Origin of the sequence: Povalibacter sp., assembly GCF_036520495.1 — a bacterium.
Lineage (GTDB): Bacteria > Pseudomonadota > Gammaproteobacteria > Steroidobacterales > Steroidobacteraceae > Steroidobacter.
On sequence record NZ_DATDJO010000032.1, the window covers coordinates 91714 to 109708 of the forward strand.

Below are 17995 nucleotides of genomic sequence, written 5' to 3' on the forward strand. Positions count from 1 at the left end.
GTTCAACGCTCCTGCCGCAGCTTGCGCAGCTCTTCGCGCTGGCGACGCAGATTCTCGGGGACTTCCTTGAACACATCGTCGAACAGCGAATCGGGATCGAGCGATGGTCCGTCGGTCATCGTCCCGTACGACACGGACTCCTTCCAGTTATCGGCGACGAGTTCGCTGATTTCCTGTTCCAGTCGCTGGTGCTGTTCGTCGGACCAGTTGCCGGTCGCAATGAGGTGCTGCTTGAGGCGTTCGATCGGATCGCCGAGCGGAAACTCCTTGCCCTCATCCTTCGGCCGGTAGCGCGACGGATCGTCGCTGGTCGAATGCGGGCCGGCGCGATACGTCACGTGCTCGATCAATGTGGCGCCGGCGCCGGTGCGCGCGCGCTCCGCCGCCCATTGCGTCACTGCATAAACGGCGAGGAAGTCGTTGCCGTCGACGCGCAGACCTGGAATGCCATAGCCGGGACCACGAGCTGCGAATGTCTGCTGCTCACCACCGGCAAATCCCTGGAAGGTCGATATCGCCCACTGATTGTTGACGACATTGATCAGCACCGGCGCGCGATACACCGCGGCGAACGTCAGCGCGTGATGAAAGTCCGCCTCGGCTGTGGCGCCCTCGCCGGTCCAGGTCGCTGCGATGTGATCCTCACCCTTGATGGCTGCGGCCATCGCCCAACCCACCGCCTGCGGCACCTGCGTCGTCAGGTTGCCGGACACCGAGAAAATATTGCCGCCGGTCCAGTGATACATGATCGGCATCTGGCGGCCTTTGCACATGTCGTGCGAGTTCGACAGACACTGGCACATGAGATCGACCAGCGTGCGACCACGCGCGACGTGCAATCCCTGCTGGCGATAGGAAGGAAACAGCATGTCGCCAGGACGCAGCGCCATGGCCGGCGCGACCGACACGGCTTCCTCGCCCATCGAGCGGATGTAGAAGGAGATCTTTCCCTGTCGTTGTGCACGCTGCATGCGATCGTCGTACACACGGGTCGTCAGCATGTGGCGCAACCCGACCTGCAGCTCCGACGCTTCCAGATGCGGATCCCAGGGACCGACGGCACGATGGTCGTCGTCGAGCACACGCACGAGCGCGGTAGCGAGGTCAGCGATGGTGTTGGTGGGAGCCTTGGTTTCAGGCCGCGCCACCGAGCCCGCGGGCGACAGCTTCAGATAGCGGAAATTCGCCGACTCGCCGGGCCTGGCCGGCGGATGGGGAACATAAAGGCGCGATGCAGATGGCATGGCGGAGTGTTCTCCTCGTTATTGCATTCAAGAAACGACCCTGATCAGCGCCACAGCGTACGCCAAACCCCTGTGACGCTCATTGCCAAAACTTGCATGGCCTCGGGTCTTTCTGAAAGACTCGTTTCAATAACCTGACTTTCGTGCAATGAGCAATGCAGATATGACGAAACGCCCGCTCGACCGGACCGACCTGAAAATTCTCGACGTAATGCAGCAGCAGGGCAATCTGTCGGCAGCAGAGATCGCCGAGAAGGTCGGTCTGACGGCAACGACGGCCTGGCGCCGCATCTCACGCCTGGAAAAGGACGGTGTCATCAAGCAGCGCGTGACGCTGCTGGATCGCGAAGCCGTCGGATTGCACGTGACGGTCTTCGCGCACGTGCGGCTCTCGAGTCAGGGGGGCGATGCGGTCGTGAAGTTCGAGCAGGCGGTCCGCAAGCACCCCGAGATCCTGGAGTGTTACACCATGCTCGGCGAAACCGACTTCCTGCTGCGCATCATTGCGCGCGATCTCAAGGCGTATGAAGCGTTCTTCCGCGATCACCTGTCGCGGTTTCCGGGCGTGCAGGTGGTGAACTCGTCGATCGCGCTGTCGGCGATCAAGGAGACGACTGCGTTGCCTCTGTCGAGGATTTAGGAGTGGAGTAACCGCATAGAACGCATAGAACGCATGAGTAGCCGCAAAAAACGAAAGTGAAGATCGGACACCGACCCGGCCTTTGCGCCTTGTCGGGAGCTTTCCGTCTTTGCGCTCTATGCGTTCTTTGCGGTTACTTCACTTCGCTTCTTCAGCCCGGAAGCCGGCGCAGCAGCGCAGCGCCGGCCGAGTAGCCGCCGCCGAACGCCACGATGAGACCGATGTCGCCGGCGTTCAGTCGCTGCCAGTGCCGGTGATAGGTGATGGCCACGCTCGCGCAGCCGGTGTTGCCGAGTTCCTGAATGGTGAGCGCAGCGCGCTCTGCCGGCATCTTCAGATGTTCGATCACGCAATTGATGATGCGTTGATTCGCCTGGTGCGGAATCATGAGTCGCACATCGTCGAGCGATACGCCGTGCCGATCGAGAATGCTGTGCGCCGCAGCCACCATCTCGCGGCATGCGTGCATGAAGATGTCTTTACCGTGCAGCATCACCAGGCCGTCCTGGTGCGGCACCATCTGGATGCCTTCCGGACCGCGACCCAGATCGCCCCGACCGACGGCTCGGACATCGATGATCTGCACGCCCTGACCGCCGGGTTCCTTCGACACCAGCAGCGCGGCGGCGCCGTCGCCCCACAGGTGACCGGACTTTTCATCGCTGTCGCGCGAATAGAGACTGTTGTGCTCGACCGCGATGACCAGCGCACGCGAGGCGCGTCCCGCCTGGAAGTAGGCCCAGGTCATTTCCAGCGCGTCGATGAATGACGAGCACGCGGTGGACACATACAACGCACGGGCATCGCGAATGGAGAAATGTTTCTGCACGACATGGGCGATCGTGCCGATCGTGTCCCAGGGCGTGTACGAGGCACCGATGATGAGGTCGACTCCGTCGAGAATCTGCGGCGACGTGCGCACCAGATTTTCCACGGCAGCAATGGCCATCGTGTTGGCATTCTCGCCCTGTGCGGCGCGGCGGCGTTGGCGAATTCCGGTGAGCTTCTCGAACCAGTCCGTCGGACGGCCGGTCAGGCTACTGAAATATTCGTTGTCGACGACGCGGGTGGGAACGTAATCGGCGGAAGCATGAATGAACACGAGACGGGTCAACTCCGGGCGGAACCTGGCGGCGCGGGATTATGCCACGGAGCCGTTGTCGATCTGAGAGACACGACTCACTGACTGGCGGCCGCATGCTCTCGGCGCTCATGCCAGCGCTCGATGACCCGGTGAATGACCTGCACGCCATCGGTCAGGGCCGCGGGTCCGGGCTGCAGGATGAGCGGCGATTTCACTTCGTGCAGCTCACCGGACGCTACGGCTGGAATCGCATACCAACCCACCCGTCCCCGAACGATTTCCGGCCGGAATTTCTTGCCGCACCACGATCCGAAGATCAGGTCCGGAGCCGCCGCCAGGACCTCGGCCGGATCCGCGATGATGCGGTCCTTGCCGAGCGAATGCCGGGCGTACTGCGGGAAACACTCCTGTCCTCCGGCAATCTCCACGAGTTCGGAGACCCAGGTGCTGCCGGCGATCAGCGGCTCGTCCCATTCCTCGAAGTACACGCGCGGACGTACCGGCCAGCGCGCAGCACTCACTCGCAGACGCTCGAGTCCAGCCGCCAGATCCGCCGCCAAGGCCTCGGCACGTGCCTGACAGCCGACCATCCCGCCGAGCATACGGACCATGCTCAGGATGCCGGCCACGTTGCGATGATTGAACACGTGCACGTTCACGCCGCGACGCACCAGATCCGCGGCGATATCGGCCTGCAGATCCGAGAACCCCAGCACCAGGTCCGGCTGCAGCTCGCAGATGCGATCGATCTTCGCGCTGGTGAACGCCGACACCTTCGGCTTTTCCTTGCGCGCGCGTGCTGGCCGTACTGTGAACCCGGAGATGCCGACGATCCGCCAGTCCTCACCGAGCAGGTAGAGCGTTTCGGTCGTTTCTTCGGTCAGACAGACGATGCGGCTGGGGTAGTCGGAGGTCATGCGTGAACTGTCGATACTCGGAGAGGAAAGCAGGTACACAAAGGGGCACAAGGAAGAACACAAAAGAGCACAAAGGAATGGGCTCGAAGACGAAATTCCGCTTTGTGTTCCTATGTGCTCGTCCTTGTGCTCCTTTGCGTACCTGCCTCCCGCTCCCGGGTGGTCAGAACAACGCGGGATCCGCGTCAACGATGCTGCCGGCGCCCGACTTGACGATCACCGCCAATGCATGCGCCTGCGGCAGGACCTGTTCCATGTAGGCGCGCACGATCTGCTGCTTGCCCTGATAGAACTCCCGGTCGTCGTTCATGCTGGCTGCCGCGAGATCGTACGACCTGGCCAGCAACCAGCCGCCGATGGCGAGGCCGCTGAGCGTGAGGTAAGGCACCGAGACTGCGAGCGCACGTTCCGGGTCCTGCTTCCATGACTGCAACAGATTCGTCGTGGCGTCGCGGAGTGCTCCAACCGCCGCAAGCGCCGCAGCAGCGGATGGCTGGCTCGCCGTCAGCGGCTCGAGATCTTCGACCATGTCGGCGATGAGTTTGCTCATCGCATCGGCAGCATCCCGCGCGACCTTGCGGCCCACGAGATCGGCGGCCTGAATGCCGGTGGTGCCTTCATAGATCGTCGTGATGCGCACATCCCGATAGAACTGCGCCGCACCGGTTTCCTCGACGAAGCCCATGCCGCCGAAGACCTGGACGCCGAGCGACGCCATCGCAACGCCGGTCTCGGTCGACCATCCCTTCACGACCGGGATCAGCAGATCGCCGCGCGCCTGCGCTGCGCCGCGCACGGCTGCATCAGTGTGACGACGGCCGATATCGAGCTGGGCCGCGGTATAGAGCGCGATCGCCCGCGCCGCATCCGCATGCGCCTTCATCGTCAGCAGCATGCGTTTTACATCGGGGTGATACGCGATCGGCAGCGGCTTGCCTTCGCTGGGACCACGCTTGCCGCCGGGACGACCCTGGACACGGTTGCGCGAGTACTCGAGCGCATGCTGATAGGCGCGCTCCGCGATCGCATAGCCTTCCAGGCCGACCGACAGTCGCGCAGCGTTCATCATGATGAACATGTATTCGAGGCCGCGGTTGGCTTCGCCGACCAGGTAGCCGACAGCTCCGCTGCGATCGCCGAACGACAGGACGCAGGTCGGACTCGAGTGGATGCCGATCTTGTGTTCGATCGATACGCAACGCACGTCATTGCGCTCGCCGAGGCTGCCATCGTCGTTGACCATCACTTTCGGCACGATGAACAGGGAAATTCCCTTCGTTCCGGCCGGTGCGCCCTCGATGCGGCCCAGCACCAGGTGGATCGTATTCGGCGTGAAGTCGTGATCGCCGTAGGTGATGAAGATCTTCTGCCCGTACAGGCGATAGGCATCGCCGTCCGGCACGGCGCGCGTGCGGATCGCTGCCAGATCCGAGCCGGCCTGCGGTTCCGTCAGCACCATCGTGCCGGTCCATTCGCCACTGATGATCTTCGGCAGGTACTGGTGCTTCTGCGCCGGCGTGCCGCATTGCTCGATGGCTTCGACCGCGCCCTGCGACAGCATCGGGCAAAGCTTGAATGCGAGGTTGGCGGACGCCCACAGCTCCTCGACCGCGGTGCCGAGGATCGTCGGTGCGCCCTGCCCGCCATGCTCCTGCGGTGCGCGCAGCTGCGTCCAGCCGCCGTCGGCAAACTGCGTGTAAGCGGCCTTGAACTCCGGAGGCATGACTACGCCATCCGGCGTCCACTTCGCGCCGACCAGATCACCGGTGCGATTGATGGGAGCCAGGACTTCTTCGGCAAATGTGCCGGCTTCCTCGAGCACGGAGTCGGCGAGATCGGTCGAATAGTCTTCCAGGCCGGGCAGTTCTGCGAGGCGTGCATCGCCGACGAGCTGGTGCAGGACGAAACGCAATTCTTTGAGCGGGGCTTTGTACATGGTGCAAACAGATGAGAAATGAAACCAGAACCAATGATAACGGAAGCCCGGTTACATGCTGCGGCGATACTGTCCGCCGACATCGTAAAGGGCACGGGAGATCTGCCCGAGCGAACACACCCTCACGGCATTCATGAGTTCCTCGAAGACATTGCCGCCCGATGTGGCGACTGACTGCAGGCGCGCCAGGACTGCCGTGCTTTCACCCGCATTGCGCTGCTGGAAATTACGCACGGCGGCTACCTGGAAATCCTTCTCGGCGTCCGTCGAACGGATCAGGGCGACCGATTTCGACTTTTCGCCGTCCGGCTGCTCGCTCAGGAACGTATTCACGCCGATCAGCGGCAGCGTGCCGTCGTGCTTGAGCTTTTCGTAGTACATGCTCTCTTCCTGGATGCGGCTGCGCTGGTACATGGTCTCCATGGCGCCGAGGACGCCGCCGCGCTCGGAGAGCGATTCGAACTCCTTATAAACCGCTTCTTCGACCAGGTCGGTCAGGTATTCCATGAAGAACGAGCCCTGCCAGGGATTCTGGTTCTTGTTGAGCCCCAGTTCGCGATTGATGATGAGCTGGATCGCCACCGCACGACGCACGCTTTCCTCGGTCGGGGTCGTCAATGCCTCGTCATAGGCATTGGTGTGCAGCGAGTTGCAGTTGTCGAACAGCGCGTACATCGCCTGCAGGGTCGTACGGATGTCGTTGAACTGGATCTCCTGCGCGTGCAGCGACCGGCCGGAGGTCTGGATGTGGTACTTCAACATCTGGCTGCGCGGCCCGGCGCCGTAAAGATCACGCATCGCACGCGCCCAGATGCGGCGCGCCACACGACCGATCACCGCGTATTCCGGATCCATGCCATTGGAAAAGAAGAACGACAAGTTCGGCGCGAAGTCATCGACCTTCATGCCGCGCGCCAGGTAGTACTCGGCGATGGTGAACCCATTCGACAGCGTGAAGGCGAGCTGGCTGATGGGGTTCGCGCCCGCTTCGGCGATGTGATAGCCGGAGATCGACACGGAATAGAAGTTGCGAACCTTGTGATCGATGAAATACTGCTGCACGTCGCCCATCATGCGCAGCGCAAACTCGGTCGAGAAAATGCAGGTGTTCTGCGCCTGGTCTTCCTTGAGGATGTCCGCCTGCACCGTGCCGCGCACCAGCGAGAGCGCCTCGGCGCGCAGCTTCGCGTATTCCTCGGCGCTCAGCACACCCGGCGCAACCAGTTGATCGCTCGTAATGCCCAGCAGCGCAATCCCGGAGCCATCGTGTCCTTCCGGCAGATCGCCGTTGTAGAACGGTGCTGCGGCGGAGACGGCACTGCGCAACTGCGCGACCCGCTGCTCCGCTGCGGTCCAGCGGCCTTCGGCACGCAGGAAACGTTCGACGCGCTGATCGATCGCCGTGTTCATGAACATGGCCAGCAACATCGGCGCCGGGCCATTGATGGTCATGGACACTGACGTCGTCGGCGAACACAGATCGAAACCCGAATAGAGCTTCTTCATGTCATCGAGCGTGGCGATCGACACGCCTGAGTTGCCCGTGCGCCCGTAGATATCGGGACGCGTATCGGGATCTTCGCCATACAACGTGGTGGAGTCGAAGGCCGTCGACAGGCGTGTCGCGCCATGCCCGCCCGCCAGGTAGTGGAAGCGACGATTGGTGCGCTCGGGTCCGCCCTCGCCCGCAAACATGCGGATCGGATCCTCTTCCTCGCGGCGGTAGGGATAAACACCGGCCGTGTACGGATAGCTGCCGGGCAGGTTTTCGCTGAGGATGAACTTCAGCGTTTCGCCCCAGTCGCGGAACGTTGGCGCGGCAATCTTCGGCATCGGGTTGCCGCTGAGCGAGGTCGTGTAGTTCTCGCCCACGACGTTCTTGTCGCGCACCTTGTACGAATACTGCGCATCGCTGACGCCGCGCACACGCTGTGGCCAGCGCTTCAACTCGGCGATGCCCTCCTGGCCGATCGCATCGAGCGCCTCGTTGTACGCGGCCCGCAGCTGCAACAAGCTGCGATCAGCGCCCGATTCGGTCAGTGCGTCTTCCGGAAAGCGATCGAGCGGTCCGGGCAACTTCACGTCGTGCAGCGAACGGAGCGACTCATAAAGTCCGCCTGCGCGGCGCGCTGCTTCTGCTGCCGTCTCGATGGATGCCTTGCTGCGGCGACCATTGCCGGCGATCTCCGCGAGATAGCGCGAGCGCGACGCCGGAATCAACGGATCGCGCGACACGAACTGCGTCGGGCCCACGTCGTCGACGGTCCAGCTGCGTCCGGCAGTCGGCACCTTCGCATCGACCAACCGGCAGAGTTCGCCGAAGAGACGATTCACGCCCGGATCGTTGAAGCGGCTGGCAATCGTCGGGAACACCGGCACGTCGGCATCGGGCAGATGCGCGCCGTCGCGATGGTTGCGACGCCACTGCTTGCGCACGTCGCGCAGCGCATCCTCGGCGCCGCGCTTCTCGAACTTGTTCAGCACGATGACATCGGCGAAATCCAGCATGTCGATCTTTTCCAGCTGGCTCGCTGCACCGTACTCGCTGGTCATGACATAGCCGGAGACATCGACGAGATCGGCGATCTCGGTATCCGACTGACCGATACCGGCCGTCTCGACGACGATCAGGTCGAAACCCGCGAGCCGCAGCAGGCCGATGGCGTCCTTGAGAATGGCGCTGGTGGCGAGATGCTGCCGCCGGGTCGCGAGCGACCGCATGAAAATATTGCCCGCGGACAGCGAGTTCATGCGAATGCGATCGCCGAGCAATGCGCCGCCGGAGCGACGGCGGGTCGGATCCATGGCGATGACCGCAATGTTGCGCTCCGGGTAATGGCGCGCGAAGCGCTGCAACAGCTCGTCGGTCAGACTGGATTTGCCGGCGCCGCCAGTGCCGGTGAGACCGATCACCGGCGCATGAGATTTCAACTTCGCGATGGCGCGCCGGATCGGATCGTCCTGCTCCGCCGGATCCGCGTCTTCCAGCGCGGAGATCGTCCGCGCGATCTGCTCATGCTCGCGCGGATTGAGCGGCGCAAATGCAAATGCCGGCTTCTTCGCGGCGCGCACGCGCTTGAACACATCATCGATCATGCCGTCGAGTCCCATCCGGCGTCCGTCCTCGGGCGTATAGATCCGCTCGACCCCATGACGCTCGAGCGCCTCGACCTCGTGCGGAGCAATCGTGCCGCCGCCGCCGACGATCACGCGAATGTGATCGACACCTTTCTCGCGCAGCATGTCGACCATGTAGGCGAAGTATTCGTTGTGGCCGCCCTGGTACGAGGAGACCGCGATGGCGTCGGCGTCCTCCTGGATGGCCGCACGCACGATCTCGGCGACGCTGCGGTTGTGACCGAGGTGAATCACTTCGGCGCCGTGTGCCTGCAGCAGCCGGCGGATCATGTTGATGGCCGCATCGTGTCCGTCGAACAATGAGGCCGCGGTCACGAAGCGCAACGGTTTGCCGGCGTCGGCAACGGACTCCGTGCCGGAGGAAACGGTGCGCGAGAAATCGACAACACTACTCATTCGGCGGCCCCCTGAGGCAACGACAAGGTGGCAAAGGTACTTTGCCGTATATAATATACTCGTGAGTATATTTAGGGTTGCCGCAACGGGTCAACGCCGGTGAACCATGACGCAACGCGTCAATACGGCGCGTATGATTCGGCAATCCACGACCCGTCAGGAGTGCGAGTGGCCAGTCGACCGACAGCCAAGAAATCCGCTGCGGATGCCGCAACGACCGCACTGTGGTCCCCTGCCGCATCGCGCGTGCGCGATCGCGAACGCAAACGCGAGGCCGTCATCCAGACTGCAGCCCGCGCTTTCCGGGCCCGCGGCTATCACAACACGTCGCTCGACGACATCGCCGGCATCCTGAATGTCACGAAGCCGACGGTGTATCACTACGTCGAAAACAAGGAACAGCTCCTGTTCGAGTGCTTCCGCGCAGGTCTTGCGCTGATCATGGCGGGATTCGACGAGGTGGGCGACTCGACGAAATCGGCACGCGAACGCCTGAGCATCGTCATCTCGCGTTACGCCGAGGCGATTACTTCCGATTTCGGCTGGTGCATGGTCCAGGCGGAGAATCAGGACCTGAGTCCGGCGATGAGCCGGAAAGTGAAGGAACTCAAATCGGAGATCGACCAGGGACTGCGTCGCCTGATCCGCGAAGGTGCGCGCGACGGCTCGCTGCGCAAATGCGACGAAAAGATGACGGCATTCGCGATCGCTGGCGCAATCAACTGGATCGCGCACTGGTATCGGGACGATGAACCGCTCTCGGCCGCGCAGATCGCAGCGCGCTATCTGGACCTGTTTGACCTGGGGCTGCAGCCGAGATAGCGCGGGCATAAAAGGCAGGCGCTAGGCTCCAGGCTCCAGGTCAGAATTGGGGAAAGGGCTCTCGTCTCCTCAAGCTAGTCCCTAGTCCCTATCCCTTCCCTCGGCTCCGTTACCTTTTCACTTTCGACACTCGGATCGACACTCATGGGCCACCGACTCAGCAAGATCTACACCCGCACCGGCGATCAGGGCACCACCGGTCTTGGCGATGGCACGCGCGTGCCCAAGACTCACGGACGCATCGAAGCGTATGGCGCCGTCGACGAAGCGAACAGCGCCATCGGCATGACGCTCGCCGTGCAGGGATTGCCCGATGACGTGGTGACACTGCTGACGGAGATCCAGCACGATCTGTTCGATCTCGGCGGCGAACTCGCCGTCCCCGGCTATCGCGCGATCGAGCAGCCGAAGATCGACGCGCTCGAACAGGCGCTCGACCGGCTCAACGAAAATCTCCCGATGCTCAAGGAATTCATCCTGCCCGGTGGCGGTCCCGCGGCGGCGGCGTGCCACCTGGCACGGACGATCACTCGCCGCGCCGAGCGTGAAGTGTGGCGATTGATGGACTCGGAGTCCGTGGCCCATGAAGTGCCGCAGTACCTCAACCGGCTGTCCGATCTGCTGTTCGTCGTGGCGCGTGTACTGGCCCGTCACGAGAATGGCCAGGAAGTGCTCTGGAAGCGCAGCCGCTGACGCTGCATCAGCCGTCGCGCCTCGACGCGGCGTCAATGAGTCAACCGATCGATTTCGTTGAGCGCTCGTCGTTCCGTTTCCAGCGCCGCCCGCCGGCTGAACAACACACGTTCGCAGGCAGCCTGGACGGCTGCTGCCGCCGCTTCATTGATGACGTGGGCATACTCGGCGCGCGCGGCGGTGCCGATTTTCTCCGCGATCGCCACGCAGTTCTGCATTCCATTCAACAATGCGCGCCGCGAAGGATAGTTGTCGGCGAGTTGCCGCAGTCGGTGACGACACATGCCGGCGTGAAATGCAGAGCCCACGATCGGATCCCTCGTGTGCTCGAGTGAACGGCACAGGATCGTCCGGTCCGCCTCCCGGAATTCCCTGAGCAGCTCACGGGGACCATTGGTTGCCGCCGCCGATACGTGCAATACGGCGAACAGGGGTGCTTCCTGCAGCAGCGACCATTCGGGTGCGGTAAAACCCGTGGGTGGCCTGAGACGACTCTGTTCACTCTGCGCAGCCTTGGCCGGTACGTCTCCCAGAGGTCCCAACCCGGCCAGTTCCGCACTCAACTCTCTGTGAATCTCTTCGACACCCTGTTCGCCTTCCTGCATTTCGATCAACACCCGGGCCGCGCATGCCACCACTTCATCGGCGAGTTCCCTGCGAGCCTGCGCTCGCGTGAGCTCGCCACTGACCAGGTCCAGCGTGAGTTCCCTGGCGCTGGCGCCGAAGAGGGCTCTGGCCGCTTCGGCTTGAACATGAATGTCGTGGAGGTGCGCACCGTAAGCGACGGTCTGCTGCAGCCACTGCAGCAATCGCTCCCGCTTGCGCGTGTTGCGTCCGACGAGACTCACCATGCCTGCGAGCGCCGTGCCTCGCGCGTGACTGTCGTTGCTCCCCGTTGCTGACTGCATGCGCTGCACTCCCCGAAGCTTCACTCGGTGACGGTGGCGACGATCGACCGACCCGGCATATCGTGCATTGCTGACCGATCAATGGTCTATCCGTCATTCGTTCAGTTGCGACGCAGGAATGCGCGGCGAATGATGCCGGCGTCGCAGAAGGAAGAGCCGCGTGAGTTCCAAGCAGGATTCGGCGACGGAGCGTCGGTTCATGCCGAAGCTTCGCACCTCATGGATTCCCATGGTGCTGACCGTAATGGTCGTCTCCACCGTGACGCTCCTCGGCTACTTTGGACTGCAGTACCTGCGCAGCAGCACTTTCCAGGAGGGACGCGCGTTTCGCGTGCTCGGCGAAATCGCTCAACAGTTCGACAACATGCAAGGCGGCATGTCGAGTCTGTTGACGCTGATCCCCGAGTCCGTCTTCGACGCAGACTGCGAGCCAGACCCACGGAAGGTTCATCTGTATCTGGGCAAACTCGATCTGCGCGATCTGAAGCTGGAGTCCCTCCCCAACCCGCAAACGAAGGAGCACGCGCCTGCCACCATCACGAGCGCCGCGAGCCGGTTGACGATCTATATCGACGATCCACGACGCCCGTTCACGGTCGGTCCCGGTGTCGTCGCGGTCGGCAACGACGGCAGCGGCTGTGCGATGCAACTGCGCGGCAATCTGCAGAAGCACCTGCCTGCCTTCACGGGGCAACGATACTTCGATGAAGTGATGCTGGCGCTGCCGGATGGGACCGTGCTCGCAACCATCGGCAATCGCGATGCGTATCCACTGCAGGTGCCGCTGCAGGAAGACACCGCCGATCCCATCGTGGTCGCCAGTGCCAGCACCCTGCTCGAACACGCCAGCGCTGTTGCAGGCCAGGGAAAATTCCACTTCGGAACCGAGCCGACCGCACCTGCGGCAGCCAAGGGTTCAGTTCCGGAGCACGCGGTCGCTTTCACACGGACACTCGGCGAACGCAGCTACGAAGTTTCCGTCCTGCCATTGGTCCCGCCCAATGGCGTCTACGTGGACGACAACTCGACCGATCCGGGTGGCGCCAGAGCCGCCCCCACGCTGTATCTGCTGGGCCTGAAACGGGAGAACCTGGCGCAGCAGGCGAGCGACACGCTGGGCTCTGGCGGTGCTTTCGCCGCGACGATCGTCGTGCTGCTCGGCGTGCTCCTGTGGCCATTCCTGAGCCTGCGTCTGTCCCCGCCCGAAAGCGCCATTGCCGGATTCCAGGCATTCGGCGTCGTGGTCGCGCTGGTGCTGCTGCCCATCGTCCTGACGTCCTCGGCCGTGTGGATCTGGACTCAGATTCGTCTGCAGGCATGGGCAGATCGTGGCTCTGAAACCTATGCGCTGCAGATCGAACAGACGGTGCGCAGCGAACTCGATGAGGCCGCGTGGCTGTTGAATTCCTACTCTCAGCTCGCTCGCGACCCCCGACGGGCGCAATCCGCTTACCTGCGTCGCAGTCCCGACGGCTTGCCGGTGCAGGCGAAGATCAATCGCAGCGACTGCGTACCGCTCAATCCCACCTGCAAGATGTTTCTCGACGGTCCGACCGATCCGGCCCGAACGCAGCTGCGCAACTGGTCACCCCTGCGTACGGCGCTCATCCTCCGGGCGGAAGGTGACAGCGCCCCACCCCGCTTTTCGGCGTTCGGCGACGTGCCGGTGAAGACGGCCATCAATCTGGCCGACCGCAAGTACTTCCAGGCGCTGCGTGCCGGCCAGGCATGGAAACCGCGCTGGGCTTCGCCCGACACGCCGGAATTCGTTGCACAGCGTCTATTCAATCGCGCCGACGCAGCGCGCGTACTGCAGGTCGCCGTGTCGCGGGAATGGACCGATCACTGGAAAGGTATCATCACGGGCGATACGCGGTTGTATGCGCTGAGCGCCACCGTGAAACCGCCGCTGCTGCGGTTCGCCGTCGTCGACACGAGCAGCGGCGAAGTTCTGTTTCACAGCAACGACGAACGCAGCCTGACGGAGAACCTGCTGGTCGAGACCGAGCGCAATGTCAGGCTGCAGCAGGCACTGCAGTCGCGCGGCGGGGGGCGCCGCACGATCGACCTGATCGACCACTTCGACGGCAAGTACCTTGGTGAGCCGCACCGCTTCTACTACCGGCCGATTCAAAGCGTGCCGTGGGGAATCGTCGTGCTCTACCCGACCGAATCCTTGCGGGACGTCTCCTTCGATGCCGCGATCGCCACGCTGACTCACTGCATCAGCATCGTTACAGTCCTGGTCCTCGCCATCGTCGTCATCGCGTTTCTCTGGAACAGACGGGTGGATCGCTACCTGCTCGCTGCGATCTGGCCGCAGTGGGACTGGCGGACGCACTATCCAAGGGTCGCACTGGCGTTGACGGCTTTCTGGCTGATCGCCCTGGCCGCGCTGATCTGTGCCGTGCGCTTCAATGCGTGGCCGATGGCGCTCGCCGTCATCGCGCTGGCGGCAGCAGGAGGCGGCTGGGTGATCTGCCGCTCTCAGTGGCGCCTCGTGCGCAATCCAGGCATCGGCATGTATCGCCTGTTCTATGCCTGGGCTGCGGTCGCCATCCTGTGCGTGATCGTAGTGCTCCCCACCCTGGTGCTGGCGATCGGTTACCAGGACATGGCTACGGGCGACTATGTCCGCGCCCAGCTATCGCTCGCGGCGAAAGACATCGAACGTCGTGAACTGCTGATGCAGCGGGATCTGCTGCGATGGGTACCGATCGACCGGGACCGGCATCGCAAGTATCCGACGGCGCACACGCTTGCCGCTGCCCTGCCCGTCCCGGGCTTTCGCACCGTTCGCTACGACGAGGAGACCGAACGATGCGATGCGCCGACCCGGCCCGCCGAACATCCGTACTGCTGGGAGGTGCTCACTTTCGACTGGCTGCCCTGGATCGATGTCGGCGGTCCCGGCGAAGCTGGCTCGTTTCGTCGCCTGATCTGGCGCAATGTGACGTTCGGCAACCCGCAGCGCCGCACGTCGAGCGCTACCCCACGGAACGTCGTTTCTGACGCCCCTGGTGCGCCGACCGGCAGCAATATCACGCTGCGACGGCGACTCGCAGTCATGGAAGCTCGCGGACGACTCCCTGAAGAACTGCTGTTGGCCAGACGGGGTAATTGCTCCGACGTGACGGACGGTCGACCTTGCCTGAGCGAAAGCGCCGACGTACAGCACCGCGATCGACGCTCGTCGCTCAATACCGCAATGCTGCTGGGCATGGGTCTGATCCTGACGCTCGCGTGGCTCGTCGCGGTTGCCACGCGACGGCTCTTCGGCATTCGCATCCCCTTCGCCGCCCGCTTCGTCGACCCACCCGACAGGCCCCTGCCGTTCGGCGCTTTACTGGCCACCGAACAGCGCATCGATCAGGCGCGTGCCGAATTCGGGCCGGCGTTCACCGGCAAGGATGCGATCGATATCCGGCGCATCGAAAGCGGCCCTATCTACCGCGAGGTCTGGCGTTCGCTGACCGGCGAGGAACGGCATCTGCTGCATCAACTGGCGCGCGGGTATTTCGCGAATCCGGAAAATGTCGTCGTGGTGGAGCGGCTGCTGCACCGGGGCTTCGTGCGCCTGCGTCCCTGGCCCGTCATCACCGATCCCGGCCTCGCCGAATTTGCACGAAGCGCGCCGGACCATGAGGAGTTTCATCAGGACCAGCTCGACTGGGACAGTGCACAAGCCGGCAGCACGTGGCATCGCATCCGCATTCCGCTGCTGTCCGGCGGCCTCATGATTGCCATCGGACTCATGGCCTTTGCCGGCGGCACCATGCAGATCGTGCTGACATCGCTGGCTGGTATCTCCGCGCTCCTCGGCCACGTATCGAACCTGACGAACTTCGTTCGCAAGGGCGACACGGGGAAGTGAGGCAGCCGCACGTCCCCCCGCACCGCTCCAATCACTTCATCTGCGCCGGTACGAACTCCTCCATCACGGCCTTTTCCAGCAGATCGAACGGCAGCAATCCCTGTCCGATCAGGAAGTCGTGGTATGGCTGCTCGCTGAACCTGTCGCGCAGCACGATCTCCACCTTCGTGCGCAGGGCATCCAGCTTCGAGTAGCCGTAGTAGTACGAAGTTGCCTGGCCTGGGGCATTGAACGTGTAGCGATCGACCTCCTGTTTCGCCATCGGTTCGGATAACAGGACTTCGTTCATGAGAAAGCTCTGTGCCGCCGCCGGCTCCATCATGCCGAGATTCAGCATCGGATCGAGGAACGCCCGTGCCTCGCGCATCATGCGCATCTGCAACGCACCGAGCTGCCCCTCCGGCGGCAGGTACTGCTTCATCAGCGCTTCGGCATAGAGTGCCCAGCCTTCGACGTTGGCGCTGTTGAATGCGTAGACGACGCGCGCTGTGGACACGCCGCGCTCGAGCATGGCCGCAAACTGCAACTCGTGGCCGGGCCGGGCTTCGTGCGCCGTCAGCGTCCACGCGATGGCGTCGTAGTTGAAGTCATCCATCGGCGCGCCGGCTTTCGCGTTCGGATTGCTGGTCGGGAGCACGAACTCGGCGGGCTCGCCCGTGTTGCCCACGAGTCGCGGCGGATCGATGTGCGGCGCCGGACTGGCTGCAGACTCGGCTTCCGTCCCGAGACGAATGACGGCCTTGCGCGTCGGCAGCGTGACGATCTTTTCGCGCCGGACGATGGCTTCGATCTGCTCCAGCCGGCCGTAGTAGAGATCGAGCAGTTTGTCATTGGGAATCTGTTCCTTCTTCAGCGCGCGGATCACCTGGCGATAGTCCGAGGTCTCCCAGCCACGCTGGGCCGCGATGATCCGGGCCACTGTTTCGATCTCGCTGCGCGTCTGGCCGTAGTTGGCCATCGCGCGATCCATCAGCTCGCGCGGATCCATCTCGACGCCGAACTGCTTCAGATTGTCGGCATAGAGTTCGGCAGGCAGCTGGCTGGACTTGCGCGCATGCGGCAGCACCGTCGTACGCACCCAGGCGCCGTATTCATCGACCTGCCGACGCAGCGTACGAAGATCCTTCTGCCAACCCTTCAGGCCGCTTTCCTTGAGCAGTGCCTCGATGCCATCGAGATAGCGGCCCTGGTTGTCCAGGTACTGCTGCGCCTCCACGATCCAGGGACCGATCAGTGCCGGGTTCGCGGCTGCCTCTTCCTCGTAGCGCTCGCGCGCCAGTTGCGTGAGCGGCCGGTATCCCTTCTCCCTTCCTGCATAGCGTCGCAGTCGCACGAGAGCATCTTTCTGCCGTTCCCTGGCGACGCGCGAGTCGAGCAGATCCTGGAAACCACTGAAGATGGTCTGCGGCAGATCGAAGAACGTCAGCCGGTATTTCCGGTTCAGCTCCAGGGTCGTGATCTGCGATTGCGCCGCCGTGATGAGGATGTCGAGATCCTGCAGGACCCGGGCATCGCTCGCCCCGGCTTTGAGCGATTGCAGTTGTGCAACGGCGGCCGTCAGGTCCGCGATCTGACGCTCCGCGATTCCCGGTTTGAGGTCGACCACGTCCTTGTCGTAGCCCTCGACGCCGTTCGAGGTTGCACCTTCCGGAAAATAGCGCGCGCCGATCTCGAGCAGGATCCGCGCATTGCGATTGCTCTCCTCGAGCCACCCTGTGTCGTCGGCCGCCAGCAGGCAATGCGTCATCAGGCAGGCAACGACACCGAACCACCAACGTGTCATGGAGCGTTCCTCACGAAATAGAAAATCGAGTTCATATGGTCACACATTTGCGACTGCGCCCGTCGATTCGATCACACGGCTGATCGCATGTGCGGACCGAAACGCAGGCCGACTGCGTGGGCGGGAAGGCCTTCGTTTACCGAGCCCTTCGACCCCTCCGATCGGTTTGAAGATAAGTTACTCGAGAAAGTGCCAAAAATTTCGCTCTCGCCTCTCGGGTACCCAGAGAGGCGTGAACTTCCGAGAAGGATTGCGATCCTGCGCGCATGGCACATACGTAATCTTCTTTACCGTAGATGATCAGGGCGTGCGTATCGAACGCATTCTGCATGGAGCGCGCGACCTGGGGCCGCTACTGAATCAATAGGGATCGCTCCGCCCTTCCCTGCCGAAGACCGCCATGTTTTCGGCCGACTGCGTCGGTCCCGCGGGATTTCCTTTCAGTCAGGGGGGACCTTCGGCAGGATGGACTACGTCACGAAGGGCCGACTTCATCAGCAGGGAAGAAAAATCCTGCAGTTCTCCCCTGCCGACAGGCCTCCATGTCGGCAGACCGTCAT

Annotated in this window: 12 protein-coding genes; 5 read left to right on the forward strand and 7 right to left on the reverse strand. The window is 63.0% G+C overall.

The features are described 5' to 3' along the window. Positions 1 to 2: 2 nt before the first annotated feature. Positions 3 to 1244 carry a thiamine pyrophosphate-dependent dehydrogenase E1 component subunit alpha gene (locus tag VIZ63_RS11815; protein ID WP_331609819.1) on the reverse strand — a complete coding sequence of 414 codons (1242 nt, stop codon included), beginning with the start codon at positions 1242 to 1244 and terminating at the stop codon, positions 3 to 5. Between the two features lie 148 nt (positions 1245 to 1392). Here VIZ63_RS11815 and VIZ63_RS11820 point away from each other — a divergent pair, with 148 nt between their 5' ends. Further along, a complete protein-coding gene (locus tag VIZ63_RS11820) occupies positions 1393 to 1884 on the forward strand; it encodes an Lrp/AsnC family transcriptional regulator (protein ID WP_331609820.1) in 492 nt (163 codons plus the stop codon). 151 nt (positions 1885 to 2035) lie between these two features. On the opposite strand, the gene VIZ63_RS11825 is transcribed toward VIZ63_RS11820, so the two are convergent. The 4 genes from VIZ63_RS11825 to VIZ63_RS11840 form a co-directional block, all read right to left on the reverse strand. Beyond that, a complete protein-coding gene (locus VIZ63_RS11825; RefSeq protein ID WP_331609821.1) occupies positions 2036 to 2986 on the reverse strand; it encodes a ketoacyl-ACP synthase III in 951 nt (316 codons plus the stop codon). A gap of 77 nt (positions 2987 to 3063) precedes the next feature. Next, the gene (locus VIZ63_RS11830; protein WP_331609822.1) at positions 3064 to 3885 is read right to left on the reverse strand and encodes an ABC transporter substrate-binding protein; all 822 of its coding nucleotides are present in this window, start codon (positions 3883 to 3885) and stop codon (positions 3064 to 3066) included. Positions 3886 to 4048: 163 nt separating this feature from the next. Beyond that, on the reverse strand, positions 4049 to 5821 hold the full coding sequence (locus VIZ63_RS11835) for an acyl-CoA dehydrogenase (protein WP_331609823.1): 1773 nt from the start codon (positions 5819 to 5821) through the stop codon (positions 4049 to 4051). Positions 5822 to 5872: 51 nt separating this feature from the next. After that, on the reverse strand, positions 5873 to 9355 hold the full coding sequence (locus VIZ63_RS11840; protein WP_331609824.1) for a methylmalonyl-CoA mutase family protein: 3483 nt from the start codon (positions 9353 to 9355) through the stop codon (positions 5873 to 5875). A gap of 168 nt (positions 9356 to 9523) precedes the next feature. Here VIZ63_RS11840 and VIZ63_RS11845 point away from each other — a divergent pair, with 168 nt between their 5' ends. Next, entirely contained in the window at positions 9524 to 10177 is a 654-nt protein-coding gene (locus VIZ63_RS11845; RefSeq protein ID WP_331609826.1) for a TetR/AcrR family transcriptional regulator, read from the forward strand. A gap of 144 nt (positions 10178 to 10321) precedes the next feature. Continuing rightward, entirely contained in the window at positions 10322 to 10870 is a 549-nt protein-coding gene (locus VIZ63_RS11850; protein ID WP_331609827.1) for a cob(I)yrinic acid a,c-diamide adenosyltransferase, read from the forward strand. Between the two features lie 32 nt (positions 10871 to 10902). Here VIZ63_RS11850 and VIZ63_RS11855 read toward each other — a convergent pair whose 3' ends face one another. Further along, positions 10903 to 11778, reverse strand: coding sequence for a hypothetical protein (locus tag VIZ63_RS11855; RefSeq protein WP_331609829.1), 876 nt, complete (start codon positions 11776 to 11778; stop codon positions 10903 to 10905). 199 nt (positions 11779 to 11977) lie between these two features. On the opposite strand from VIZ63_RS11855, the gene VIZ63_RS11860 reads away from it, so the two are divergent. Further along, positions 11978 to 15652 carry a hypothetical protein gene (locus VIZ63_RS11860; RefSeq protein ID WP_331609830.1) on the forward strand — a complete coding sequence of 1225 codons (3675 nt, stop codon included), beginning with the start codon at positions 11978 to 11980 and terminating at the stop codon, positions 15650 to 15652. Positions 15653 to 15683: 31 nt separating this feature from the next. Here the strand turns inward: VIZ63_RS11860 and VIZ63_RS11865 are convergent, their stop codons facing one another. Further along, entirely contained in the window at positions 15684 to 17435 is a 1752-nt protein-coding gene (locus VIZ63_RS11865; protein ID WP_331609831.1) for a DUF885 domain-containing protein, read from the reverse strand. Between VIZ63_RS11865 and VIZ63_RS25400 the strand changes: the two genes are divergently transcribed. After that, entirely contained in the window at positions 17434 to 17802 is a 369-nt protein-coding gene (locus VIZ63_RS25400) for a type II toxin-antitoxin system RelE/ParE family toxin (RefSeq protein WP_349261175.1), read from the forward strand. The two genes, VIZ63_RS11865 and VIZ63_RS25400, sit on opposite strands and share 2 nt — an antisense overlap. Positions 17803 to 17995 lie beyond the last annotated feature (193 nt).